Source organism: Paenibacillus sp. FSL R7-0179 (assembly GCF_038002265.1).
Lineage (GTDB): Bacteria > Bacillota > Bacilli > Paenibacillales > Paenibacillaceae > Paenibacillus_AQ.
This window is the reverse complement of the sequence record NZ_JBBOCC010000002.1, coordinates 2,989,187-3,014,677: the sequence shown is the minus strand read 5'-3', so window position 1 is coordinate 3,014,677 and position 25,491 is coordinate 2,989,187. Positions and strand designations below refer to the sequence as shown.

The window sequence follows — 25,491 nt, the reverse complement described above, 5'->3', positions numbered from 1 at the left end:
TAGCGGTTTGTATTTTATTCCAGTGTGCGGTATAGCTTATAGTCGAAGGAGGAGAAGGATGATGGCGGAGAAGACCAAGGTTGTTGAAGTGGTTCCTTATGATCCGGCCTGGAAGGCGGAGTACAGCAGAATTGAGGCGCGGATGCTGGAGATCGCCGGCGATCTGATTATCCGGTCAGAGCATGTGGGCAGCACCTCGATTGAAGGGCTGTGGGCCAAGCCTGTGATTGATATCGATCTGGTGATGGAGAGCTATGATGTGCTGCCGGAGATCGTCCGCAGACTGCAGGCGTCCGGTTATGAGCATCAGGGCAATCTGGGCATTGAGGGCAGGGAGGCCTTCAAGAGCAACCAGGATGACGGATTCATGAAATACCATCTCTATGTATGTCCCAAGGACGGCAAGGGTTACGTGGAGCATATTCTGTTCCGAGATTATCTGCGCAGCCATCCCGCTGCCCGGGAGGAATATCAGAAGGTCAAGCAGCGGCTGGCTGAAGCGTACCGTTATGACATTGATGCTTACTGTGACGGGAAGACGGCGTTTGTGCAGTCTATTTTGAAGAAGGCTTCACAGCAACAAGAATGAGTGAGTGCTTAGCCGGGACGGGTCCAGAACCCCTCTGCGGACGGCTTGTCCGGCAGCACTGCCTCATATACACGTACTCCTGCCGGGTCATGGAATCCGAATGTTCTCCAGCCGTTCAGCTGCGGGGAACCGAAGCAGATATGCAGCTCGCGGGCTGTATTGTCACAGACCATGGACCATAAGGTGCCTAAGCCTTCGCTGTAATGGTGACAGCAGATTCCTTCGGGATATTCGCGTCCTGCGGCGGCTTTCATGGCTTCTACAGGATGTATAGCGGTGCTATCGTCCATAAGTGTTGTCCGCAGTGCGTCATATCTGGTCCAGGAGTTCTCCATGACTTGCTGATTATGTAGCTGCATAGTGGGCAGGATGTAATGGTTCGCCGAAAGTACAAGCTGGCTTGCGCTTAAGCTGTCAGCAGCTTTCACTGGAATAGAAGGAAATACTTGTATTATTGAGGTTTTTAAGGTAAATTATTGGTAAGACTTTCGGATTAAAGTTCTTCCGGAAGTGTAACCTAATACATGGTATATGCAAGCCAAAGAGGAGCATTTCCCCCAAATGCTCCTTTTTGCGTGGGCAGGCTATTAAGGTGCGAATGAAACGGTCTGAAGCACATAGCGGATGATAAAGAAGGCAATGATCATTATGGAGAAGGCGCTTAGCAGAATAGAAACCATATCTCTGCCTGAACGTTTGGTTCGCCGCATTATGGTCACCTCGGAGTATAGGAATGGATTAGCCGTCACAGGTTATGCGCTATCCATCCATATTATACATAATTATTCCAAGACTGTAATACAAGCCAAGACTGGCTGTGCAGACCAAACTTATGTTTGTTATTGCTGCCCAAAGTAAGATAGAATGTATCTACGCCTTAACAGCTTAGAAATCATTTACTTCAATGGAGGCTTTACACCTATGTCAGATTTTAATATAGAACATGAGAATCAACCGCTGAACCGGACCCTGCTGAACGAAGCAGGACTGGACCCCAAGGAACCCGTGGATCTTAATAACTGCGAGAAGGAGCCCATCCATATTCCCGGGCTTATTCAACCGCATGGCGTATTGCTGGCTGTAACTCAGGACACAGCCCATAGAATTGTCCAGGCCAGTCTGAACACGGATAAGTTACTGGGAACAACTGCCGAAGCCCTGTTAGGTACGCCAATGGCTGACCTGGTAGGCACGGAACAGCTGGAGATGCTGCGTATACGCAGCGTGAATGCGAAAGAAACTGCCGATTTGCAATATATTGTAATACAGATTGAAGTCGCGGGTGAGCCGCAGGACTTCTTCTGCATCATTCACGAAAGTGAAGGGTTAATGATCGTTGAACTGGAGCCTGCCTCTATCGATCAGAGCGACAGCACCAACGACTTCGACTGGATTCGCACGTTCTTCGGACGTCTGAAGCACACAGCGAACCGGCTGGAAGCCAGCCAGGCCGCCGCAGAGCAGGTCAAGGAGATGCTGGGCTATGACCGGGTCATGATCTATGAGTTCGATGAACAGTGGAATGGCAAGGTGATAGCTGAAGCCCGGGAGGCGGGGCTGGAGCCGTTCCTTGGCCATCATTATCCCGCCTCCGACATTCCGAAGCAGGCGCGTGAGCTGTATCTGCGCAACTGGCTGCGGACGATCGTCGATGTGAACTATCTTCCGGTACCGATCACCCCGGTGCTGCAGCCGCTTACCGGTAAGCCCCTGAACCTCAGCTTGTCCATCCTCCGCAGCGTGTCTCCTCTTCATATCGAGTACTTGCAGAATATGGGAGTGGGGGCGACTACGACCATCTCCCTGATTAACAACAACAAGCTCTGGGGACTGATCACCTGTCACCACTATTCTCCCAAGTATGTCCCGCACCGTATCCGTAATTTGTGTAATTTCCTGGGCGCCTTCTTCTCCAGTGAACTGTACCAGCGTCAGCAGCTCGACAACTATCAGACGGAGCTTGAGCTGCGGACCAAGGCGATGAGAATTGTCGATATTTTCACAGGTAACGTCAGCTCTTCCCGGGTGATTGAGCAGCTCGGCGATGAAGAGCAGGCACTGCTTGGTATGATGGAGGCTTCAGGCGCAGCTGTGTGTTATCAGGACAAGCTGATGCTGTTCGGAGTAACGCCTTCTCAGGAGCAGGTACGGGAGCTTGCCGGCTGGCTGGCCGGGAAATCCAAGGATTACACCTACTGCACCTCCAGACTCAGTCTGGAATATGAATCGGCCAAAGCTTACAAGAACAAGGCCTCCGGTGCCATCTATCTCGCCTTGACTCCAGGACACCAGAATTACATGATCTGGTTCAGGCCTGAGGTGGTGGAGATTGTGGATTGGGCCGGAGATCCGGCGAAGGCTGTTATTCAGGAGAATGACGGATTGCGCTTGTCTCCCCGCAAGTCCTTTGAGAAATGGCGGCAGGTAGTTCAATCCACCTCACTCCCGTGGAGAGAGCAGCATCTTAACATTCTGCCTCAGCTCAAATCTATTCTGCGCGGGCAGACGGAGAACCAGCTGCGTCAGGCGGAAGAACAGGCCTTGCAGAATGCCCGCAGTCTGCGCCACAACGAACAGCGGTATTTGCAGCTGATGGATCTGTCCCCGGTAGCCTTCTTCATGATTACCGACGATGTGATTGCCTACAGCAATAACCGCGCTGTGGAGCTGATGGGTGAAGAGAAGGGCAAATCGTTGATTGGGCAGCCGTTCCTGAACAATGTGCAGGAGTCTTACCGGCCAGCCCTTAAGAAGCACTTCTCAGATCTGAGCCAGAATGTGACCCAGTTCGTATCCGATCAGGGCCAGTTCCTGAGCGGAGACGGGCAACCGCTGGAGGTAAGCCTCAGTCTGGCTTCAGTTATTCATGGCGGCAGACCGTCCATTATGGCGGTGCTTAACACCGCAACCGGTACAGAGGCGAAGAGCGAAGCCTATGCTGATGCAGCTAATCAAATGCAAAGCTATCTGACCACCGATTCCCTAACCGATCTGCCGAACCGATCTGCCGAACCGCCAGGCGCTTGAGCATGAGCTGGATCAGCGCTGGGAGGATACGCTGAATACCCGGGAACCTTTGCTGCTGCTATCGATTGATATCGATGATTTCCATTCCTATAATGCAGTACACGGCTTGAAGGGCGGCGATCTCTGCATTCAGTCGGTAGCGGATGTGCTGAATATTATCAGCATTACGCACGGCACCTTCGTGGCCCGGTTCAGCGGGGCGAACTTCATCCTTACGATGGCGGGTGTGTCCGCTTCCCAGGCAGAGCAATTGGCCGAATCCGTCCGTCAAGGCGTCTCTGATCTGCAGATCCCCCGTGACCGGTTTGAAGAGGAAGGTGTGGTCACTGTAAGCATAGGCGGCCTGTTGAAGGTACCGGTTCCCTCTGACCGTCCGTCTGACTTCATTGCCAAGGCGGAGAAGGCTCTCTATGAGGCGAAGTCTGCCGGGAAGAACCAGGTCGTATTTTATTAAGTACTCTCATGCATTTAGAGCAGAAGCCGGATGAGTCCATATTGGACTTGTCCGGCTTTTTGCTGTTCTATTCGTCCAATCCTCCGCAGGTAATCCGCATACATTACAGAGTAACATCCACATGATCCGCACCATCCAGAGCGAGGTGAACCACAGTGTCTGTAGAGAAGCACATGCTGGCGGCAGGAACGCCTTATGCCACACCTTATTATGTCATTAGCAGCGGTGTCCCCGGACCTGTATTCATGATCATTTCCGGTGTTCACGGCAATGAGCCAGCGAGCAGCCGCGCAGCACAGGGCATTGCGAGCAGGTTCAACAGGGGTGATCTGATGCTGCGCTCAGGGAAGCTGATTATCGTCCCGCTGGTGAACCAAATCGCACGCCGCAAGGGGATTCGCGGGAAGCCCGACCTGAACCGTACCTTCCCGCGCGGACAAGGCGCCCCTGCCCGTCATCCGTTGTCGGCAGCCGTATGGCAGCTTGCCTTGCGCTACCACCCCTCATGGGTGCTGGATCTGCATGAGGCGAACGGGCTGTCCGAGCTGAATCCGAAGCGGGTCGGCCAGACTCTGATCATCAGCCCGGTCAGCCGGGCACATGGACTGGCGAAGCAAATTGTGATGCGGATGAATCAGACCATCACGAATAGAGCTTACCGCTTCAACATACGGCATAGGGAGCGTGCTGGAACCTCCCGGATGGCCTTCCAGCGCCTGCTCGGTGCCCGGGCGGTGACCGTAGAGACCTGCTGGAGCCTGGATTATGCCTTAAGGGTAAGACTACAGAGCGAGATCGTCTACCACTTTCTGCGGTCTCAGGGAATGATCGGCTAATTAAGGGTATCACACTAAGGGATTGACACAACTGAATATAGTGTATATATTACATATATACACTAGTTACAACAAACACAAAGGATGCTGATGCTGCTGCATGAATATCGTGATATCAAGTACATCTGGCGAACCGATCTACGCCCAGATTGTGGGACAGGTCCGCCAGATGATTCTCCAAGGCGAGCTGGTCTCGGGGACGCCGCTGCCATCGATCCGCTTACTGGCGAAGGAGCTGCAGATTAGCGTCATTACCACGAAGCGGGCTTATGAGGAGCTGGAGCGGGAGGGGCTGATCAACTCGATTGTCGGCAAGGGATCTTTTGTCTCCGGGGCCGATCAGGAATATATCCGGGAACAGCGGCTGCGGATGGTGGAAGGCAAGCTGAAGGAGATTATTGACGAGAGCAGGCAGCTGGGCATGGAATACGCTGAACTCGCGGAGATGCTGAAGCTGCTCTATGAGGAGGAACAGGAATGAGTAATGTAATTGAGCTGGATCATGTGACCAAGCGCTACGACCGTTTTGAGCTGCGGGATATTTCGCTGCCCATCAAGGAGGGCTACATTACCGGGCTGATCGGCCCGAATGGTGCAGGTAAGACCTCCATGATCAAGATGATGATGGGGTTAATTTTCCCGGACCAAGGCAACATTCTGATGTTCGGCCAGAACAACCAGCAGGACCTGGCGGCTGTTAAGGCGCGTATCGGTTACGTCTCGGATGAGAATATCTATTATGAGCACTTGACCGTTAAGCAGATGAAGAGTATTATCGCCCCGTTCTATCCCGGGTGGAATAATGATACATATGTGAAGTTTCAGGAGCTGTTCAAGCTTCCGCCGGGTAAGAAGATCAAGGATCTGTCCAAGGGGATGAAGATCAAATTCTCCCTCGCTATCGCCCTGTCCCATGGTGCCGATCTGCTAATTATGGATGAGCCTACTTCGGGGCTTGATCCGATTTTTCGCCGGGAGATGCTGGAGCTGCTCAGTGAGCATATCCAGGATGAGAAGAAGTCGATTCTGTTCTCTACCCACAACACCACAGATCTGGACCGGATTGCCGACTATATTGTATTTATTAATGAGGGACGGATTGTATTCAATGAGATGAAGGAGAGTCTGAGCGAACGCTATCTGCTGGTCAAAGGCGGGAAAGAGCTGCTGGACCGGGATGTCCGGCGGTGGTTCGTGGGGCTGCGGGAGAACGGGCTGGGCTTCGAAGGGCTGATCAGCAACCGTGCGGAAGGGGAACGTTACTTCAGGGACACCGCAATCTGCGAGACACCTACACTGGAAGAGATTATGTACTATACGGTAAAAGGAAGTGAAGCACATGTATAACTCCATCGCTCTGATCCGTAAAGACTTCATGCTTACCCGGAAGTTTATCCTCCTGCTGATTCCCTATTATCTGATTATGGGTTATATGAACGCTGAAGCCTATACGGTGTTCTCGCTGTTTCCGGCTATGCTGCTGCTCATTAACTCCTGTACCATCGATATGCAGCATAACAATCAGAAGTTTCTGGTTACGCTCCCGGTCCCGAGACAGCGGCTGATTCAGGCTAAATATATGACGCTGATTCCATTCTCCTTGTTCAGCCTGACCTGTACGATTCTGCTGTATCTGGGTGCTTTTACGATGGGCAAGCTGGATGAACCGCTGCGCTGGAGAGAGCTGGGAATAGCTACTGCCGCGTTCCCTTTATTGGCCTCAATTTATCTGCCGCTGTATTACTGGCTGGGACAAAAAGGGATGCAGATCGTCAACTTCATCTTTATTATGGTGATCATGCTGAATTTCACGGCAATTACCAGCTTGTCTAAACGGTTTCCGGCACTTGCCGAATGGATTAGCACTGGCAGATTGGAGAATGTCTTGCTTGTTGCCATCAGTGTCCTGGCCTATCTCGTGATTATCTATGCTTCTTATTTAGTCTCTCTGCGGATTTATATGCACAAGGATATCTAGCTTCATTGACGGTATAAGCCACATGACAAGAATGACCTCAGCTTCCACACTCCCATGGCAGTCTGAGGTCATTTTTGATTATTCGTACATAATACACTTAGCGGAAGGTTCCGCCTCGCTCCAGGTCCTCTACGAAATCCTTGGCTTCCTTGAGGCCCAGATTCCGTGCTTCGCGCATGACCTTGATTGCCTGAATTTTCTTGCCTTCGGCCATTAGCAGGCGGATTCTACGCTCCAGGTCCGGTGCCAGCTCCGGGTTCTGCACGAACAGGGGAGCCGGGATATCGGCAGTTCTGCCGCTCGCTGGGGATGAGTACGTTCCGCTGTAAGCATCTCTTTGCGCTAACCGGGACTCCAGCTCGTTCACACGCCTTTTCAAACTGAACACACTGAGCATAAGCAATAGCGCCAGCACCAGAGCCAGAATGGCGATGAGATCAATCGTATCCATATGTTCCATAGGCTTTGCTCCTTCCCTAATAATTTACTACCCGTAAGAAGGAAGAATGAACACTTGAGGCCTGATTGTTGATTGTATCCGCTTGGGCGGGAGCCTAGAATGAGTTACAGGAACGGTACACCTATTGCTTCAACGGTACGCGGATTCCCAAACCATCTATAGGAGTGATCGCAATGAACGAAGCTACACATATGAAGGCGATTCGGATACATCAGTTTGGAGGGATAGAAGAGCTAAGGTATGAGGATGCGCCGATTCCTTCTCCCGCAGCAGATGAGATTCTGATTAAGGTAGCAGGGACTGCGTTCAATGCAGCAGATGTCAAAATCCGCAAGGGCTACCTGCAAGCCGTTTTCCCGCATGAATTCCCGTACATTCCTAATATTGAGGTGTCGGGTACAGTGGAGGCAGCAGGAGCAGAGGTGACAGACTTTCAGCCGGGAGACAGAGTCTATGCTGCGCTTGATATGTCCCGGGACGGCGCTGCCGCAGAGTATGTAGTCACCAAAACACAGTATGCTGCGCTGGCGCCCGCTTCTCTGGAGCTGTCCGATGCAGCTGTGCTGCCGATAGGAGTCTTAACCGCATGGCAGGGATTATTCGACCATGGTAACCTGCCGCAGGGCGGGCGTGTGCTGATTGCCGGAGCCGCCGGCGGGGTAGGCAGCTATGCGGTGCAATTCGCCAAGCAGCATGGGGCGTATGTCATAGGGACTTCCTCTGCGGCCAGTATGCCAAAGCTTCGGGAGCTGGGGATTGACGAGATGATTGATTACACCAAGGAGAGCGTCACGGATAAGCTGAAGGACAAGGTGGATCTGATCCTCAATCTGTCCCCTGAGAGTACAGAGGTACTTAATAGCTGGCTGCCGCTGCTAAAAGAGGGAGGAGCGCTGATCTCGGCGGTGAATCCTGCGGACGAAGCGCTGGCAGCACAGCTTGGCGTTAAGGCACATCAGCTGTTCGCACGAGAGGATCGTACGCTGCTGACACAGGTTGCAGAGCTGGTGGATGCGGGCAAGCTGAAGCTCTGGATTACGGAGCGTCTGCCGCTAGCTGAGCTGGCTGCCTCCCATGCCATGAGCGAGGCCGGTAAGATCCGTGGTAAGGTATTGATTACAATTTAAGGCTTCGCGATTAGAGTCGTCTGCATGAATAAGACCTCATTATAGATCACCGCCAGCTCCTTCGGAGTATAAGGCATCCCGCTGTGCAGCCATTCTTCCGTAATTCCGAGAAAAATAGACGCGGAATGCGCAGCGAGATACTCCGGAGGAACCGCCGGGTGGCCGGCAAATACACCATTCATCTCCAGCTTCCGGTAGAAGCTGCGCTTGATGACTTCCTTGAATTGCCCCGGAAATGCCGCATCCCCTTTAGCCCCGAGAAATAAGCGGATTCGCCCGCCGTGCTGCTGCAGATACTCAAGGATATGAACAAGGGGCGGATAGGGCAAGCCCTTCAGGTAATGCCCGGACATCTCTTCACGTACGATTTTGACAACCATCACCTGCTCCAGACCTGTCAGTATTTCACGCTGCAGCTGCTCCAGCAGATCGTATTTATCCGTAAAATGCAGATAGAACGTTCCCCTGTTAATATGTGTCCTAAGCGCCAGCTGGCGGACGCTCACCTTGTGAAATCCATCCTGCTCCATAAGCTGGAGGAAGTTATCCTCGATTAAAGCCCGGGTTCCCGCTGACATCATCTCATGTATTTCACCCATATTGTGTTCGCCTCTTCCGTTAACTGCTGAAACTCTATCTTTTAAAAATAGGATATTTCCGCCCAAAATTCAAATGCTAGCTACACTATACCCATTCCGCTTACCAAAAATGAGAGTAAATGGTGTATAATTATGAAAAGGGAGGTGATTCTGATGACTGAATTCCCTACTGGCGGTGGACACCCTGGCCCTTCTATCTATTCAAATGACCCCGGCGGGCACAAAGCCAATCATGACGTCAATGAACAGAAGCTTCATCGTGAAGGGCCTTTGGGATTCTGGCGGCAGATCTCTGATCTGTTGATTGCGGTGGGTGTTATTGCTTTGGTTATTGTTGTGATCATGTGGATTTCTTAGTTAAATAAAAAGCACATAAGATTATAACTTGAAGCATGGTCGTCGCTGCGGTGAGCATTTGGCCCTCCGGCCGCTGTTGTATTTGGATTTCCTGACTAGAACCGCTTTTCGCGGTAGAAATCCAAATACAGCTTATGCTTACGATGCGAGCTTTCCTTCGGAAAGCTTTCAGGCGGACGCTATCGCTCCTACAGTTCCAAATTTCCCCTCCACTTCTTTTGCTTTTTTGTTAACTTCTTAATAGCATCTTAACATAACAACTCCAAATGAATTGATAGGGAGAGAAGTTAAATGATATATCACCGGGCTGAGCGGGTGATTGAGACTGAACGGTTACTGCTGCGCTTATTCAAGCCAGCGGATGCAACAGATGTCAGCTATCATTGTAACAATTACAATATATACAAGAGTACTTTGACCCTTCCGTACCCTTATCCGCTGGAGTGTGCGGTGGACTGGATCGTGAATCATGAACAGAACTTTGACCAGGACAAGATGTATGACTTCGCAATCACAGACAAGGCAGACGGCCGGTTATATGGAGCGGTTGGGTTATCCAATCATCCGTCCCATCATAACGGTGAAATCGGGTATTGGATCGGCGAAGCCCATTGGGGGCACGGTTACGGAACCGAGGCGGCCCGGGCGGTTATTGAATTTGCTTTTACCGAGAAGAAGTATCATAAGGTCTATGCCCGGCATTTCGCCTCCAATCCGGCCTCAGGCAGAATTATGCTGAAATGCGGAATGACCTGTGAAGGTACACTGAAAGATCAAGTACATAAGATTGATACCTACGAGGATTTGGTGTATTACGGAATCATAAATCCCGCTCACCTAAACCAATAACTCCGAGCCACTGCCTTCCTTCGCCCTTCAGCTCTTCCCTCTATATTCACTCGGCGTCTGGCCTGTGAACTTCTTGAACTGCCGCATGAAATGGACATCGTTCTCATAGCCGCAACCCGCAGAGATCTGGCTGACGGTATAAGTGGTGTTCTTCAGTAAATAGGAGGCATGGTCCACACGATTAAGGATGATGTCGCTGACGGCCGGGATACCGAAGATTTGCTTATAGATTTGCTGAAAATAGGACGGGCTCATGTTCATCCGCTCCGCCAGCTGTTCGACAGAATACCAGGTGGAGGGGGAGCTGAGCACCTCATTTCTCAGATGCAGGAACGAATCGTAGTATTTGCTGACCGGCTGGCTGGCCTCCACATGCTGCCGCATATCGCTAAGCTTCATGAACAGGCAGCGGACAATGGAGTCGATAATCTCCTGGCGGAAGCTGCCGTTCTGCAGATTCTCCCAGTGCAGCTCATTTACTTTTCTGGTGATATAGAGCGGGTCATGGGCCTTCATTAAGGTGTCCAGCGGCAGCTTCAAGCGCTCAAACCAAGCATCTGCCTCCTCCAGCTCAAAATGGAACCAGTCATGCACCAGCGGCAGCTCAGCGTCTCTGTAGAAGTAATGGCTGTTTCTGTTATAGATAATGAAAGTATTCGGTTCAGCATACACGCTCCGCGCCTGTTGCCTCAGCTCCATTTTGCTCCGAAAGAATACGAAGACATAATCGCCGGAGCCTTCCGGGCGGTCAATCGTCATGCCCTCTGAATGAATAACATTTGAACCGCACCGTTTCAGGGTGAACATAATGATTCCCGCCTTTTTAGAGAATAGATCAGTCAATAGATAGGATAAATCATTTTCTTTCAAGGGACAAGGGAGTACTCTGTGATAGTGAATATGGAGAATACTTCAGTAACGAGAGAGAGGGCTACAACTAATATGACTAGAACAGCAGCGACGAAATTCTATACCCCGGGCTACCCGAGACCCCAATTTGTGCGCAGCCAGTGGCTGGATCTGAACGGAGCATGGGACTTTAGCTTCGATGATGACCATGCAGGCGTTGCGGCGCGCTGGATGGATCATTTTCCGGCCACACATACCATTAATGTTCCGTTCTCCTACGAGACAGCAGCCAGCGGCATCGGTGAGGAGACTTTCCACCCACGAATTTGGTACCGCAAGCAGCTCGTCCTGTCCCCGGCGGTAGAAGAGAAGCGGATGGTGCTGCATTTTGAAGGCGTGGACTATAGGGCGGTCTGCTGGGTGAACGGCGGCTACGCCGGGGAGCATGAGGGGGCGTATGCGCGGTTCTCCTTCGATATTACCGATCTGCTCAGGCAGGATGGCTTGAACGAGATTGTGCTGATGGTGACCGACAGCGACAACTGTCTCCAGCCCCGGGGCAAGCAGCGCTGGGCGGGCCGGAACCATGATTCATTCTATGTGCAGACCACTGGCATCTGGAAAAGCGTCTGGCTGGAGCATGTCCACGCTACCCGGCTGGATTCCGTGAAAATGACACCCGACATTAACCGCCAAATGCTCCGGCTGGATTATCGTGTACACGGCCTAAGCGAAGCCCGGAACCTCCGGCTGGAAACCGAAATTACGTTTCAAGGAGAGCGGGTCAATAAGCTTAGCCTGCCGGTGGACAGATCAAGCATGACTGTGGAGGTCAGCATGATGGGCGGCATTAACGGGCCTTGGCTGCAGAACCTGTGGTCACCGGGGAATCCAAATCTTTTTGACATCGAATTCGTGCTGTATGCGTGTGAACAGGAGCTTGACCGGGTTGGCTCTTATGTCGGTATGCGCAATATCTCAATCAAGAGCGGCCAGATCCTGCTGAATAATATCCCCCTGTACCAAAGACTGATCCTGGACCAGGGCTACTGGACCGATACTCACCTGACTCCGCCGTCAGAAGAAGCACTGATTCAAGATATTGAGGCGGTTATGGAGATGGGCTGGAGCGGTGTGCGCAAGCATATGAAGGTGGAGGATGCCCGGTTCCTGTACTGGTGCGATGTCAAAGGGCTATTGGTCTGGTCGGAGATGGCGGCTGCCTATGAATATAACGACGAGGCGCTGGAGCGGTTCACCCGGGAGTGGCTGGAAATCGTGCAGCAGCAGTATAATCATCCGTGTATTATCACCTGGGTGCCTTTTAACGAATCGTGGGGGGTACAAAATATTCTTCATGACGTCCGGCAGCAGACCTTCACGGAAGGGATCTATTATTTGACCAAATCTATCGATCCCTATCGCCCGGTGATTACGAATGACGGCTGGGAGCATACAGTATCTGATATTCTGACACTGCATGATTATGTAGAGCGGGGGGAAGCGCTATATGAAACCTACAAGGATAAAGACTCTATTACCGGCATTAGCGGCACATATAACGAATGGAAGTTTGCTTTTGCAGAAGGGTACAGCTATAAGGGGCAGCCGATCATCATCAGCGAGTATGGGGGGATTGCCTTCAAGAGCGAGCACGGCTGGGGGTATGGCCATCAGGTGGATAGCGAGGAGGCTTTTCTGGAGCGGTTCAGCAGCTTAACCCGGGCGATTCAGGCCATTCCATTCATCTCAGGGTACTGCTATACACAGGTTACAGACGTTCAGGATGAGGTCAACGGGTTAATGACGGCGGAGCGAGTGCCGAAGGTGCCACTGGAACGGATACGGGAGATTAACCTGCGCCCGGGGATGTAAACTCTTTCAAAAAACATAGAAGGGGTTGACGAACGGAGAATATTACACTATCATTCATAATAGTTACAAAAAATTAATATCTGTCAGGCAGCATTAGCCGGCAAGAAAGGAGACTGAGTTCTTTTTGAAGAAAGGAATCGTGTGGCTACTGAGTATTGTAATACTGCTATCGTTTGGATCTGAAAGAGCATCTGCGGATGACAGCTCCAGGCTTGACCAAGAGGTTAATGAGGTTATGGGAACTCCTTATAAATGGGGGGGCACCAAGGTATCTGAAGGGTTTGACTGTTCCGGATTTTTAATATACATATTTGGCAAGTTCAACTTAGATCTTCCGAGAACATCCAAGTCGCAGGCTAGTGCAGGCGAATATGTAGCCAAGTCCGATTTACGTCCTGGAGATCTTGTCTTTTTCGAAACCGGGGGCAACGGCATCTCGCATGCAGGCATCTATGTGGGCGACAACAAATTTGCACATTCCTCCAGCAATAAGGGCGTTACGATCACCAGCCTGTCCTCAGGTTACTATAAAGAACGTTATGTTACCGCCAGAAGAACCATTTCTGAGAGCACGTATCAGAAGATGACTGGCAATTAATCCGATCACTAATCCTTATATTATAAACAAACGGCGACGTTGCCCTGGATCTACCGGGGCGGGTCGCCGTTTTTAATAGGGGTTCACAACTTTCCAGGCTCCTCGATATGCACCATCACCCGCACCAGATAGTCCTCCGGATGCTTCATAACGATCTCATCCAGCAGGAATTCCTCGTAAGCATCTCCCTTAACGACATAATGATTCTTCTCAATATAGTCAAAAATCCGCGGATAAATCTTCTCGGTATCCTCATAATCAGCCCGGGTGTAAGACACAAGATAGTAGCCTTCCGGCATATATTCTTGTTCGTAATGCTGTGTAGTAATGAAGCAGAACATATAGGAGATCATATCCCCGTCCCGCCGCAGCAGGTCCTCCTTACCGATAATGGCTCCGCCCGGATATCCGGCCGGTGCATTCTCCTTGTGCAGACGCTCCTGAAAATCATCCCACAGCTCCTCGTTTAATTCCCGCCTGGAATCATGAATGCGGCAGCTGCGCAGGATCGGCTTCCGTTCTTGGTGGACAACAACCATCCGGCTGGTGTCCACATTCAGAGAGTGCTCGATATTCTCCGCGCGCTGGAGCATCATCTCCTTGGCCAGGGTGAGCTTTGCGATCTGCTGCTGAACTGCCTTTTCCTGCTTTCGAAGAAGCTCCAGGGTGCTTAGAGGAGAACGGTGCTCCAGATACGCCCGGATATCCTCCAGCGACATGCCCAGCTCCTTGAAAATATAGATCACGCCAATCGTATCGAACTGGCTACGGATGTAATACCGGTAGCCGTTGTCAGCAACGAAGGCGGGCTTGAATAAGCCGATCTGATCATAGAAAATGAGCGTTTTGCGCGGAACTCGGGACAGCTTGGAAAAAGCGCTAATGGACATCAAATCATTCTTAAGCTTAGCCATCTTAATCTCCTTCGAAAGAACGGGTTGACTGTATAGTTACTATACAGTTTATAATAACCTCTGTTCTTACGGTTAATCAACTTGTTCATTACAAAGAAGGAGAATGCTTATGATCAGGAAGTTACTGCAAAGTGTACGGGAGTATAAGAAGGATACATGGCTGACTCCTATATTTTTGCTTGGAGAGGTGGCCATGGAGGTGCTGATTCCCTTGCTCATGGCTGAATTAATTGACCAGGGCATTACGGGGGGACAGATGAACCAGATCGTGAAGTATGGACTGATTCTGATCCTGTTCGCTCTGGTCTCCCTGGTATTCGGCGCACTTGCCGGTAAACACTCGGCCACCGCGATGTCCGGCTTCGGGCGAAACTTACGTGAAGACCTGTTCCGTCATGTGCAGCGGCTGTCTTTTTCCAATATGGATAAATTCTCGACCTCAGGGATCGTCACCCGGCTGACCACGGATATCACGCATGTGCAGAATGCCTTTCTGATGATTATCCGGATTGCGTTCCGCAGCCCGGTGATGATTATATTTGCCACGATTATGACCTACCGGATTAGTCCAACTATCGCTACCTGGTTTGTCGCCGTTGTTCCGGTGCTTGCGGCAGGGATGATGCTGATTCTGAAATTTGCCTTCCCGGTCTTTGAACGGGCCTTCGACAGTTACGATGCGCTGAATAAGGTCGTACAGGAGAATGTCCGCGGTATCCGGGTGGTCAAATCCTATGTGCGGGAGGAGCATGAGATCTCCAAGTTTCAGAGCGTATCGCTGAGGATCTTCGCACAGATGGCCAAAGCGGAACGCATCCTGGCCTTTGAGCTGCCGCTTATGCAGGTGATTCTATATGGTGTAATGCTGATTATCTCCTGGGTGGGAGCCAAGCTGGTGGTAGGCGGCAATATGACAACCGGAGAACTGACCAGTGTGTTCGCCTACTCTATGCAAATTCTGATGAGCCTGATGACGCTGGGGATTGTGGTCGTGATGGTGGCGATTGCCCGCGCTTCTGCCGGACGTATCCATGATCTGCTGGATGAACAGCCGAATATCACAAGTCCAGCCTCCCCGGTAACTGAACTGCATACAGGAGAGGTAGAGTTCCGCAATGTATCCTTCCGTTACTCCAGTAAGGCCAAGAAGGATGCATTATCCGGGATCAACCTTCACATCCGCTCGGGACAGACAATTGGTATGATCGGCGGGTCGGGCAGTGCCAAGTCCACATTGGTGCAGCTCATTCCGCGTCTCTATGAAGTTACTGAGGGTGAAGTGCTCGTTAGCGGAACTAATGTGAAGGACTATGATCTGCAGGTGCTGCGGAGCCAGGTCGCTATGGTGCTCCAGAAAAATGTACTGTTCAGCGGCACCATCAAGGATAATCTGCGCTGGGGGAACGAAGCGGCTACCGACGAAGAGCTGATCGAAGCCTGCAAGGCCGCGCAGGCCCATGAGTTCATCACGGCCTTCCCTGACGGATATGATACCCGGCTGGATCAAGGGGGGACGAATGTGTCCGGCGGACAGAAGCAGCGGTTATGTATTGCCAGAGCCTTGCTCAAAAAGCCCAAAATCCTGATTCTGGACGATTCGACCAGTGCGGTGGATACACGCACCGATGCATTAATACGGACCGTATTCAAGGAGAGTATTCCGGATACGACCAAGATCATTATTGCCCAGCGGATCGCGTCTGTGGAAGATGCAGATCAGATTATTGTGCTGGATGACGGGGAGCTGTCGGATATCGGGACGCATCAGGAGCTTTTGAGCCGGAGTACGATCTATCAGGAAGCTTACAACACACAGACGAAGGGAGAGGAAGCACAGCATGAACAACATTAATTACGGCAGAACGATTAAGCGGCTCCTGGCCTACTTCAAGCTCTTCAAGTACAGCCTGGAGTCAGTCTGCAGATCCGTAATCTGGAGAAGGAGCTGGGCGTAAAGCTCATGAACCGTTCGCCCAAATGGGTGAAGCTGACGGAAGCGGGGGAGCTGTTCTATAGACGGGCGAAGGAAATGCTGAACCTCTATGAGTCGGTGAAGCTCGATCTGGCCCGGCTGCATGATACCGTCAGCGGAAGCTTACATATCGGGGCAAGCTTTACGATTGGCGAATATGTGTTGCCCCGGCTGTTCTCCTCCTTCGCCAAGCAATATCCCGATGTAGACATGGGGATGACGATTGCCAATTCCACGGAGATTGTTGCAGCTTTACGGGAGAATAAGATTGAAGTAGGGCTGATCGAAGGAAGCATCGAGGCGGCAGATTTGCAGATTGTTCATTTTATGAAAGACGAACTGATTATCGTTGCTGCTGAGAATCATCCACTTTCGAGAACGGGCGCGGTGGAGATTAGCGTACTCCAGGATCAGATATGGGTGCTGCGTGAGAGCGGTTCGGGGACGCGTTCGTTCAGCAATCATTTTTTGGCACAGGCTGGTTTAAGAATGAAGCGCTCGTATGAGATCAACAGCAGTCAGGGCGTGAAGGAGGCCATAGCTGCCGGACTGGGGGTTTCTATTCTCTCGAAGTGGGTGGTCCGCAGGGAGATCGAGACCGGTAAGCTCATAGAAATCCCTGTACAGGGCCTGAGCCTTGAAAGAGACTTCTCGATTGTACGGCTGACCGGTCATGTTCCCAGCCGGGCGAACGAGGTGTTCGTGGAGAGATTGGTGAAGCTGGATCGTGCATTTGCCTGAATCGGAATAAGTGACTAGGTCATTTGACGGTCTGGTATACGAGGCCTATCGCTCCAGAATCAAATGTTTTATTTTCAATAAGCTTCAGATTAATCTTCTCCTGGACACCTTGGAATAACGGCAAACCGCTGCCGATCACGACAGGGGAGACCGTAATTTTATATTCATCGATTAAGCCGAGCTGCATAAGCGTGTGTGCGAACCGGGGACTGCCGAGAATGACGATATCCTGGCCTGGCTGCTCTTTGAGACGCTGGATCTCTTCCTCGATGTTCTCTTTGACCAGTCTGGAATTATTCCATTCAACGTTCTCCAGGGTTGTGGAAAATACCACTTTGGCTGTCTTCTCAATCCATTCCGCATGATCCAACTCGTGCTGTGAAGCGGAGGGATCTGCCGGGACGGAAGGCCAATAACTGTGCATCATTTGATAAGTACCACGGCCCCAAATGACCGTGTCCGCAGTACTCAGAATTTCCCTCGCGTGTCTCTCCAGATCAGCATCATAGGCAACCCAGCTAATATCCATTGGGCCGTTCGGGCCTTCTACAAAACCGTCAAGCGAAGCGTGCAGAAATAGAACGAGTTTTCTCATATTCGTTGATCCTCCGATATTTAATGTTGTTATTAGGTTTAGTATAACTCATTATGTTTTGAATATTAAAGATTTAAGGATTGAACTTAGATCTAAACTATTAAATAAAAGATTGAAACTAGAGAAAAGTTGGATAATAATGAGAAAGTTAACTTTATCAAATTAATTGGGGGAAAAGCAATTGCGTAAACAGAGAGTAACCAGCACCTTTTTAATCACTATTTTTGCAGTATTTTATTTATTTAGTGGAGTATCGGTTGCTACTAGCATCTCACCAAGTAGTGATTTCAAACCATTATGGAACATCTCTAATAAATCTGAACTGGATATGTTCCTACAAGCACCGTACCATGTACCTAATAGTAATATAGTTTATATTCATACCAATACCTGGGTTAATTCAGAGACAAAAAGCTGGATGGTAAGTGTAGTTTCAGCGGTCGATAAAACTACGGGTAAGAAAAAATGGTCATTTGATTTTTATAAAAAAGGGATGCCTTATCCATGGACTACATCTGATTTCGCTTACAGTCAAAGCGGTTCTATCTATGCCTTGGTGAAAGACGGAGGTGGGTCAAGATTATATTCTGTTAACTCCTCCGGGAAGCAGAATTGGGTGATAAATGTTCCGGATGCCCAGGAGCTATACTCAATGAACAATGGTACAGTGGTATTAATTAACTCCGATAAAGCAGATTCCAAAGGTATCCGTACACCATTGGCTTATGCGTATAGTCAGAACGGAAAAAAGGTGGGGGAGAAATCACTAACACAAACATATTCGGTGATTGACGGACAATATCTTGTCACGCAAACTGGACCTTATGAAAAATCTAAAATCGATGTATTTGGCCCAACGTTAAACCGATTGTTTACTTATACGCCTCCTGCAGGGGCAGGGTTATATGTTAGCGAAATGTCCTGGCGCATAAATAAAAATGATATACTCCTGCGAATGAATTTACCGAAAACAGGGAATCGATTAATCGCAATAGATTCTAAAGGCAAGACGTTGTGGGGAAGAAATATAGCCGGGAACGCTTCGGTTCAATCTATTGGAGAGAATTATACCGTATATGAGAATAATGAGTTAAGTGTCTTTGGAGCAAAAGGACTCATTGTAAAAAAGACAATTCAATTAGGTGATCCTATGAATGTAGTCTTAAATACTACAGATAATAAAATCAGAGTTCATTCTGAGAATTGGATGGATATTCTAGATCCAATTACACTCAACATTATTTATCATATTCCATATGATGATGATGAGAAACAAATGAAATATTATTATGCTGGAGATGGATATCTGTATTTATTAAAAAGTGGTTACCAATTATTTCAGTTTAAATTAGACAAGGTAACAAATTCAAAGTAACTCAATGGCCATTAATATAACTACCGCTAATTATGCCGCGGTAGTTATATTTGAAGTCAATTATAATATAAATCCTAGTACTTTTGCACAAAACCCGTATTTTGTACATATGTATTTAAGTGTAGTTAATGCCTATTAACTACACCCTTCAACCGATTTTAAGAACATTTTAATCTGTACCAGGTCCGTGATCAAACTTAGTCCCTTTTCCAATAGCATAGAATTGGCCGCCAGCTACATAGTGTATTGTTCGCAATTCATCAGGAGCATCATCAAAAATCCAATGTCCGTTCTTGAATACTCGATCATCACTCCAAGCACCGACAATTTCACCCATGAAAAGATCATGTTCTTGTTCATTTTCAGGATTTGGGAGAACCTTGCATACTAGCCAGCCAGCGCATCCTTCAACTAGTGGTAAATCAAACTCTTCTTGGTAAAATATTGGAATATTATCAAGTTTATTGTCTACCACTTTAGTGCTGTGCTCTCCCACATACAAGACAGTTTCCATTTGTTGAACAGTTGGAATATGTACTACATAATATCCACTCTTCTCAACGAGTTCACGTGTGAAAGCTTGTTTGCCGATAAATGCCATTACTTTGTTATTCCCCACCAGACCGACCCATGCGGCTGCCATTACATTGGCTATCCCATCATGTTTAGCAGAAATCATGGTTGTTGGTCCTACTTGCAATAAACGGTATGCTTTCTTTAAATCAACAGGCTTAATTGCCATTATCGTTCACCTTTTCATTTTAATTATTAAGAGTCATAAATGCTCTTCCTTCATTCCACGCCTCTCCCACTTTATCTCCTAAAGTGAAATAGCTGTTGCTGAATGAATCAAAAAACAACATCCCTGTCTTCGTAGCATCAATTTTGCCCTTTTCATTCAAGACTGATTCATCTACTGCTATATTGACCATCTTCCCGACTATCGCATGGATATGATTACCTCTTACAATCTCAGCGAGTTCGCATTCGATTACCAAAGTACTCTCCTCAATGATCGGTGCATTAACGTATTTGCTTTTAGTGGCCTTCAGGCCTGCTTTTGCGAATTTATCTGAATCTCTATACCCCGACACTGAGCCCAAAAAGTCTGCTTCCTTCATTAGACTTTGAGTGGCCAGTGCAACCGAAAAGGCCCCCATTTTTTCGATATTCTCGTGCGTCTTTTTATTTGTACCCACACCTAAATTGATATATCCTCCGTGATTCATCGTGCACCAGTGCAAATTCATCACATTGACAGTTCCGTTCTCATCGTAAGTAGATACCATCAAAAGTGGCATGGGATAGCCGTAACCAAAAGCACGTGGACTGAAATCCTTCATAATTAAAAATACCTCCCTTCAGTTATGATATATAGTATAATTGAAACATCGAAATAGACTAGTATGCACTTTTTAGTAAGATACTATCAAAAAGGAGAGTATTGCATGATTCAATGTAAAACAAGAAATGAAAAAGAAAACAGCCATCAATCATTTGTGTATACCTTATCGCTAATTAGCGGTAAATGGAAATTACATATCTTATTCCTACTTTTGAAGGAAGAGGTTATGCGTTATGGCGAGTTGAAAAAAGCGCTTCAAGGAATTACTCACAAAATGCTTAGCAATCAATTAAAAGAGCTAGAGGCTGATTCGCTCATTACACGCCATGAATACGCACAAGTACCTCCTAAAGTAGAGTACTACCTCTCAGAGCGTGGTAAGTCCCTCATCCCTGCTCTGCAAGAGCTGTGCAAATGGGGAGTAGATCATATAGATGATGAGCTACTAAGTCACGAGTGATCGACAAAAGCGGCAGCGTTCCAGATTTGGAATCACTGCCGCTATAGAAAATTAGGCTTTGACTGTGTACATCAATTCTTGTGCATTGATTGTGGTACGACCAGCCGATTGGATATCCGTATATTGATACATATTCGTAACAATGACTGGTGTAATCATGTTGTAACCCGCTTTCTCGATCTCTATACGGTCAAATTCCATCAATAAATCACCTACGGATACTTTAGCCCCAGCCTGTACCTTTGGCGAGAAGAATTGGCCTTTCAGCTTCACGGTATCAATCCCGATGTGAATCAGCATCTCCGCGCCAAGATCACTCACAAGACCAATGGCATGTCCACTCTTGGACACAGATATTACTGTTCCGTTAACTGGAGAAACCGCACGTCCTTCAGTAGGCTGAATAGCAAATCCTTTACCCATCATCTCTTCAGAAAAAGCAGGATCTGGTACCAGGCTAAGCGGCTTAATTTCCCCATTCATCGGGCTGAATATGGGTTGATCCTGTAATGTAATATCTTCTGTTCCTTCAGATGTTGTCGGGGAACTTGCTGACGGTGCAGCCGCCTCTTCCTGGAAGCCCAGTATATAGGTAATGACGGCAGCTACAACGAATGCAATTACAGCAGCAATCAGTGCATAGAGCAGGTTACTAATAGTTGGACCGACATATGCGGCAGCTCCCGGAAGACCTACAGTGCCGATGAAATAGGCTTTAACCGAAAAGGTTCCCATAAAGGCCCCGGCTACGGCTCCTCCTATGAGCGCTGCAATAAATGGTTTTTTGAATTTCATGTTAATTCCGTACATTGCAGGCTCCGTAATCCCCATAAGAGCAGTAAGTCCTGTAGAATAAGAAAGCGATTGGGTCTGGGGATTGTTGGACTTGAAGCCCACACCAAATGCAGCACCGCCCTGCGCCATATTCGCTGCGAACATTAACGGTATGATGAAATCATAACCAAGTGCTGCAATCGAACCCACTGCAAGCGGCAACAGCGCATAATGCATGCCAGTAATAATCAGCACGGACATCGTGCCCCCGATCAAAATACTCGCAAAAATGGATGCGTTATCAAATAACCAGCTGATTCCCCCGGATAAACCGTTTCCAATAATTCCGCCAAGTGGCCCGATGGCTATCAATGTTAGCGGTACCATGATAAGTAAGGTAACGGTTGGTACAACAATCAGCTTCAGTGAAGCATGAGTGATGCGGTCAATAGCTCTTTCTACGTAAGAAGCAATCCAGATGGCAATGACTATAGGAATAACGGATGAGGCATAGGATGTAGCAATAACCTTAATGCCTGCAAACGATGTATCACCCGCTTGAAGCAAGGCAGTAATGTTGGGATGCATTAGGCCGGCCGCCAGTGCAGCTCCCACATAAACATTCCCCCCCATTTTCTTCGCAGCACTAACGGCCAAAATAATAGGCAGAAAGTAGAACGCGCCATCGCCGACAGCGGTCAAAATGATGTAGGTTGAACTTGTATTCGTCATCCAGCCCATAGCCACCAGAATGGACACGATCCCTTTGATCATTCCTGCGCCAGCAATGGCCGGCAGAATTGGCGTGAACATACCGGCAATGAAATCAAATAACGCGCTGATCGGATTTCTTTGCTTCTTTCCTTGTGTTGAAGCGCTGTCTTTTTTATTGGTCTTGCTCATGTTGTTCACTAGTGCTTGATACACATCGGATACTTCATTGCCGATGATCACCTGGAACTGTCCGCCGTTTTCCGTTACACCCATAACGCCAGGCGTGTTTTTTAACGCTGTTTTGTCTGCTTGATTGTTATCGTTTAGATTAAATCTCAACCGAGTCATACAGTGAGTAACTTGATCAATATTTTCTTCGCCACCAACCAGCTTGAGAATATCCTTGGACAATTGTTGTTTATCCATAGTACTTGAGCCCCTTTATTTTTTTATTAGTAATATGTTATAAATTCATGATACTCAGATCAGAGCAGCAAATATATAGATTTTCGTGTTTTGTTTGGAGTGACACATATTGACTTTTGTAACAAAAAAGTAACGTGTTGTTTTTTCGAAAAAGGTGATGTATACTGCCTAAGCAGATTACCTATTCTTATTATTATGGTCTAAGGGAGTGTATATCCATGTTCACCAGTGAGCAAATCTCGTCCTATAATGAATTGGAGCTATCCTTGTTTAACTATATTACTCAAAACATGGAAAAGGTGGCGTACATGCGTATTAGAGAGCTGGCCGATGAAACTCATGTCTCTACAGCCACCATTCTGAGATTCTGCAGAAAGAATCAATGTGAGGGATTTTCAGAATTTAAAGTAAAACTGAAGATGCTTGTTTTCCAAAGGGATAAACTAACCAAGCAGGAATTGAAAAGTCCACATCATGCGGTCTATGAGTTTTTTGAACGTTCTCAAGCTCCTGAATTGGAGGAGAAAATTCGAATGGCAGCAAAGTTAATTGCTGAAGCCAATAGCGTCATTTTTATTGGTATTGGCAGCTCAGGAATCATGGGCGAGTATGGAGCCAGATTTTTTTCGAATTTAGGGATCTACTCCGTGTACATAAAAGATCCTCATTATCCTGTTCATACTCGAGTGCAAAAAAACAGTGTTACGATTGCATTATCGACGCGAGGTGACAATCCGTATGTTCTTCCTTATCTCCAGCGGATCAAGCAGGAGAAGAATAAAATTATTGCGATAACGAACAATCGCCAATCCACCATGGCTAAAATTTCAGATGTAAGTATCCCTTATTATGTTAAGGAAGAGTATTACGAAACAACTAACATCACCACTCAGGTTCCTGTTGCTTTCCTGTTAGAATGGCTGGGGCGAGAGGTTTTCAAAGAAATGGAGAATTTAGAATGAGAGGGTGTTCAGATATCAAATTGTAAAATAACAAAGAACCGCCTGTTCGCGGCCTTTTGTTATTTTTTTCTGTTTTCCAATGTTAGTGCCTATCGCTATTCTCGAAACAAACTGCTCCCGTTGGTCTGAATGACATTCTTATACCAGTGGAAGGACTTCTTACGATAGCGTTCCAATGTTCCTGAACCATCATCATGACGATCCACGTAGATGAATCCGTACCGTTTTTTCATTTCCGCAGTTGTTGCACTAACCAAGTCAATACAACCCCATGTTGCATAGCCCATTAATTCAACACCATCTTGGATGGCTTCAGCGACTTGAAGCAAGTGCTCCTTCAAATAATTGATGCGATAGTCATCAATAACTGTTTTGTGGCCATGCTCATCCGTGATCAGTTCGTCTACGGCCCCTAATCCATTTTCAACGATAAACAATGGTTTCTGATAACGGTCATACATCGCATTCATGATGTACCTCAGGCCTTGAGGGTCGATCTGCCAACCCCAATCACTCGCGCTCAAGAGAGGATTCGGAACACCACCAATTAGGTTTCCTTCTCCTTTAATTTGCTTGGCAGGATCAGCAGTTTCACAACAGCTTTGATAATAGCTGAAGGATATAAAGTCTACGGTGTTTTTCAGAATCTCCTCGTCGCCAGGTTCAAAATGAATCGTAATCCCGTTATCTTTCAAATAACGTTTCATGTAGCCCGGGTAGTAACCACGCACATGGACATCTGTGAAACCTGTATTCTTATGATCAGCTTCCATCACTCTGATCATATCATTAGGATCAGGAGTCAACGGGTAAATCGGCATAGCAATGACCATACAGCCAATTTTGAACTCAGGGTTAATTTCATGCCCTATTTTAACCGCTAGCGCACTTCCAACAAACTCGTGGTGAACCGCTTGGTACAGATCCTGTTGGCTAAGTTGATCCACCGGTGTGTTAATCCCGCCGCCCACAAACGGATGTTCCAGAATCGAATTAATCTCGTTAAATGTGAGCCAATATTTCACTTTGTCTTTATATCTGTTGAAAATGGCCCGCACATAACGTTCATAGAAACCGATCATCTTGCGATTCGCCCAGCCATCATATTCTCTAACGAGATGTAGGGGAGTCTCATAGTGAGAGATCGTAACTAGAGGTTCAATCCCGTATTTCCGGCACTCGTCAAACAGGTTGTCGTAAAATTGAAGGCCTTTTTCGTTAGGCTCAAGTTCATCTCCTTTGGGGAAGATTCTGGACCAGGCGATAGACGTGCGGAAAACTTTGAAGCCCATTTCGGCAAGGAGCTTAATGTCCTCCTTGTAGCGATGGTAGAAGTCAATCCCGATTAACTTCATATTCTCCTCTGTTGGTTCTGCTGTTGGAGGTGTCTGAATGCCGTGCGGCATGATATCCGAAATGGAGAGTCCTTTCCCGTCCTCTAGATATGCACCCTCAATTTGGTTCGCAGAGACGGAACCGCCCCATAAAAAACCCTTAGGAAATTGAAATGTTTGATTCATTTGGTATGTCCACCTTTCTTATAACGATTTACTTGATCACAATCTATGTTACAGAGATTATTTCATGAAATACATGTTATTTCGTATTTAGTTCA

General features: G+C 48.1%; 27 protein-coding genes. 17 read left to right on the top strand and 10 right to left on the bottom strand.

Annotated features, from left to right (window positions below; all coding sequences use genetic code 11):
- Nucleotides 1–58 precede the first annotated feature (58 nt).
- Nucleotides 59–589, top strand: a complete 531-nt coding sequence (locus MKX63_RS29365; protein ID WP_341022165.1) for a GrpB family protein — start codon at nt 59–61, stop codon at nt 587–589.
- 8 nt (nt 590–597) lie between these two features.
- Here MKX63_RS29365 and MKX63_RS29360 read toward each other — a convergent pair whose 3' ends face one another.
- On the bottom strand, nt 598–1,017 hold the full coding sequence (locus MKX63_RS29360) for a carcinine hydrolase/isopenicillin-N N-acyltransferase family protein (protein WP_341022163.1): 420 nt from the start codon (nt 1,015–1,017) through the stop codon (nt 598–600).
- Between the two features lie 493 nt (nt 1,018–1,510).
- Between MKX63_RS29360 and MKX63_RS29355 the strand changes: the two genes are divergently transcribed.
- The 6 genes from MKX63_RS29355 to MKX63_RS29330 all read left to right on the top strand — a co-directional run bounded on the left by MKX63_RS29355 (nt 1,511) and on the right by MKX63_RS29330 (nt 6,884).
- Nucleotides 1,511–3,616: a GAF domain-containing protein gene (locus tag MKX63_RS29355; protein ID WP_341022162.1), complete on the top strand. Its 2,106-nt coding sequence runs from the start codon at nt 1,511–1,513 to the stop codon at nt 3,614–3,616.
- Entirely contained in the window at nt 3,579–4,070 is a 492-nt protein-coding gene (locus MKX63_RS29350) for a GGDEF domain-containing protein (RefSeq protein WP_341023340.1), read from the top strand. The genes MKX63_RS29355 and MKX63_RS29350 overlap by 38 nt, the downstream gene beginning before the upstream one ends.
- A gap of 155 nt (nt 4,071–4,225) precedes the next feature.
- Complete coding sequence (locus MKX63_RS29345) at nt 4,226–4,906, top strand: succinylglutamate desuccinylase/aspartoacylase family protein (protein ID WP_341022161.1); 681 nt, start codon at nt 4,226–4,228, stop codon at nt 4,904–4,906.
- 100 nt (nt 4,907–5,006) lie between these two features.
- Nucleotides 5,007–5,387: a GntR family transcriptional regulator gene (locus tag MKX63_RS29340; protein ID WP_036695325.1), complete on the top strand. Its 381-nt coding sequence runs from the start codon at nt 5,007–5,009 to the stop codon at nt 5,385–5,387.
- Nucleotides 5,384–6,253 carry an ABC transporter ATP-binding protein gene (locus MKX63_RS29335; RefSeq protein ID WP_341022159.1) on the top strand — a complete coding sequence of 290 codons (870 nt, stop codon included), beginning with the start codon at nt 5,384–5,386 and terminating at the stop codon, nt 6,251–6,253. The genes MKX63_RS29340 and MKX63_RS29335 overlap by 4 nt, the downstream gene beginning before the upstream one ends.
- Nucleotides 6,246–6,884 (top strand): ABC-2 transporter permease, encoded by a 639-nt coding sequence (locus MKX63_RS29330; protein WP_341022158.1) that lies wholly within the window; start codon nt 6,246–6,248, stop codon nt 6,882–6,884. Before MKX63_RS29335 ends, MKX63_RS29330 begins: the two co-directional genes overlap by 8 nt.
- Before the next feature lie 97 nt (nt 6,885–6,981).
- Here the strand turns inward: MKX63_RS29330 and MKX63_RS29325 are convergent, their stop codons facing one another.
- On the bottom strand, nt 6,982–7,344 hold the full coding sequence (locus tag MKX63_RS29325) for a ribosomal protein L7/L12 (protein WP_341022157.1): 363 nt from the start codon (nt 7,342–7,344) through the stop codon (nt 6,982–6,984).
- Between the two features lie 173 nt (nt 7,345–7,517).
- Between MKX63_RS29325 and MKX63_RS29320 the strand changes: the two genes are divergently transcribed.
- Nucleotides 7,518–8,471, top strand: a complete 954-nt coding sequence (locus MKX63_RS29320) for an NADP-dependent oxidoreductase (RefSeq protein WP_341022156.1) — start codon at nt 7,518–7,520, stop codon at nt 8,469–8,471.
- Here MKX63_RS29320 and MKX63_RS29315 read toward each other — a convergent pair.
- Nucleotides 8,468–9,070: a TetR/AcrR family transcriptional regulator gene (locus tag MKX63_RS29315; protein ID WP_341022154.1), complete on the bottom strand. Its 603-nt coding sequence runs from the start codon at nt 9,068–9,070 to the stop codon at nt 8,468–8,470. The two genes, MKX63_RS29320 and MKX63_RS29315, sit on opposite strands and share 4 nt — an antisense overlap.
- 153 nt (nt 9,071–9,223) lie before the next feature.
- Between MKX63_RS29315 and MKX63_RS29310 the strand changes: the two genes are divergently transcribed.
- Nucleotides 9,224–9,427 carry a hypothetical protein gene (locus MKX63_RS29310; protein WP_341022152.1) on the top strand — a complete coding sequence of 68 codons (204 nt, stop codon included), beginning with the start codon at nt 9,224–9,226 and terminating at the stop codon, nt 9,425–9,427.
- Between the two features lie 291 nt (nt 9,428–9,718).
- On the top strand, nt 9,719–10,276 hold the full coding sequence (locus MKX63_RS29305) for a GNAT family N-acetyltransferase (RefSeq protein WP_341022151.1): 558 nt from the start codon (nt 9,719–9,721) through the stop codon (nt 10,274–10,276).
- Between the two features lie 27 nt (nt 10,277–10,303).
- Here the strand turns inward: MKX63_RS29305 and MKX63_RS29300 are convergent, their stop codons facing one another.
- Nucleotides 10,304–11,083 (bottom strand): helix-turn-helix domain-containing protein, encoded by a 780-nt coding sequence (locus MKX63_RS29300; RefSeq protein WP_341022150.1) that lies wholly within the window; start codon nt 11,081–11,083, stop codon nt 10,304–10,306.
- Nucleotides 11,084–11,218: 135 nt separating this feature from the next.
- On the opposite strand from MKX63_RS29300, the gene MKX63_RS29295 reads away from it, so the two are divergent.
- Entirely contained in the window at nt 11,219–13,000 is a 1,782-nt protein-coding gene (locus MKX63_RS29295; protein WP_341022149.1) for a glycoside hydrolase family 2 protein, read from the top strand.
- A 124-nt stretch (nt 13,001–13,124) separates the two neighbouring features.
- Nucleotides 13,125–13,598 carry a C40 family peptidase gene (locus MKX63_RS29290; RefSeq protein ID WP_341022148.1) on the top strand — a complete coding sequence of 158 codons (474 nt, stop codon included), beginning with the start codon at nt 13,125–13,127 and terminating at the stop codon, nt 13,596–13,598.
- Nucleotides 13,599–13,681: 83 nt separating this feature from the next.
- Here MKX63_RS29290 and MKX63_RS29285 read toward each other — a convergent pair whose 3' ends face one another.
- Entirely contained in the window at nt 13,682–14,512 is an 831-nt protein-coding gene (locus tag MKX63_RS29285) for a MerR family transcriptional regulator (protein ID WP_341022147.1), read from the bottom strand.
- 109 nt (nt 14,513–14,621) lie between these two features.
- Here MKX63_RS29285 and MKX63_RS29280 point away from each other — a divergent pair, with 109 nt between their 5' ends.
- The gene (locus MKX63_RS29280; protein ID WP_341022146.1) at nt 14,622–16,364 is read left to right on the top strand and encodes an ABC transporter ATP-binding protein; all 1,743 of its coding nucleotides are present in this window, start codon (nt 14,622–14,624) and stop codon (nt 16,362–16,364) included.
- Between the two features lie 66 nt (nt 16,365–16,430).
- Nucleotides 16,431–17,225 (top strand): LysR substrate-binding domain-containing protein, encoded by a 795-nt coding sequence (locus tag MKX63_RS29275; protein WP_445323567.1) that lies wholly within the window; start codon nt 16,431–16,433, stop codon nt 17,223–17,225.
- A 19-nt stretch (nt 17,226–17,244) separates the two neighbouring features.
- On the opposite strand, the gene MKX63_RS29270 is transcribed toward MKX63_RS29275, so the two are convergent.
- Nucleotides 17,245–17,820 (bottom strand): dihydrofolate reductase family protein, encoded by a 576-nt coding sequence (locus MKX63_RS29270; protein WP_341022144.1) that lies wholly within the window; start codon nt 17,818–17,820, stop codon nt 17,245–17,247.
- 181 nt (nt 17,821–18,001) lie between these two features.
- Between MKX63_RS29270 and MKX63_RS29265 the strand changes: the two genes are divergently transcribed.
- Nucleotides 18,002–19,195, top strand: a complete 1,194-nt coding sequence (locus MKX63_RS29265) for a hypothetical protein (protein ID WP_341022143.1) — start codon at nt 18,002–18,004, stop codon at nt 19,193–19,195.
- Between the two features lie 169 nt (nt 19,196–19,364).
- Here the strand turns inward: MKX63_RS29265 and MKX63_RS29260 are convergent, their stop codons facing one another.
- Entirely contained in the window at nt 19,365–19,937 is a 573-nt protein-coding gene (locus tag MKX63_RS29260) for a flavin reductase family protein (protein WP_341022142.1), read from the bottom strand.
- 19 nt (nt 19,938–19,956) lie between these two features.
- Nucleotides 19,957–20,538, bottom strand: coding sequence for a flavin reductase family protein (locus MKX63_RS29255; protein ID WP_341022141.1), 582 nt, complete (start codon nt 20,536–20,538; stop codon nt 19,957–19,959).
- A gap of 105 nt (nt 20,539–20,643) precedes the next feature.
- On the opposite strand from MKX63_RS29255, the gene MKX63_RS29250 reads away from it, so the two are divergent.
- Nucleotides 20,644–21,000 carry a winged helix-turn-helix transcriptional regulator gene (locus tag MKX63_RS29250; RefSeq protein WP_341022139.1) on the top strand — a complete coding sequence of 119 codons (357 nt, stop codon included), beginning with the start codon at nt 20,644–20,646 and terminating at the stop codon, nt 20,998–21,000.
- A 51-nt stretch (nt 21,001–21,051) separates the two neighbouring features.
- On the opposite strand, the gene MKX63_RS29245 is transcribed toward MKX63_RS29250, so the two are convergent.
- Nucleotides 21,052–22,914 (bottom strand): beta-glucoside-specific PTS transporter subunit IIABC, encoded by a 1,863-nt coding sequence (locus MKX63_RS29245; protein ID WP_341022137.1) that lies wholly within the window; start codon nt 22,912–22,914, stop codon nt 21,052–21,054.
- Between the two features lie 218 nt (nt 22,915–23,132).
- On the opposite strand from MKX63_RS29245, the gene MKX63_RS29240 reads away from it, so the two are divergent.
- Complete coding sequence (locus MKX63_RS29240) at nt 23,133–23,876, top strand: MurR/RpiR family transcriptional regulator (protein ID WP_341022136.1); 744 nt, start codon at nt 23,133–23,135, stop codon at nt 23,874–23,876.
- Nucleotides 23,877–23,971: 95 nt separating this feature from the next.
- Here the strand turns inward: MKX63_RS29240 and MKX63_RS29235 are convergent, their stop codons facing one another.
- On the bottom strand, nt 23,972–25,396 hold the full coding sequence (locus tag MKX63_RS29235) for a glycoside hydrolase family 1 protein (protein ID WP_341022135.1): 1,425 nt from the start codon (nt 25,394–25,396) through the stop codon (nt 23,972–23,974).
- Nucleotides 25,397–25,491: the final 95 nt, after the last annotated feature.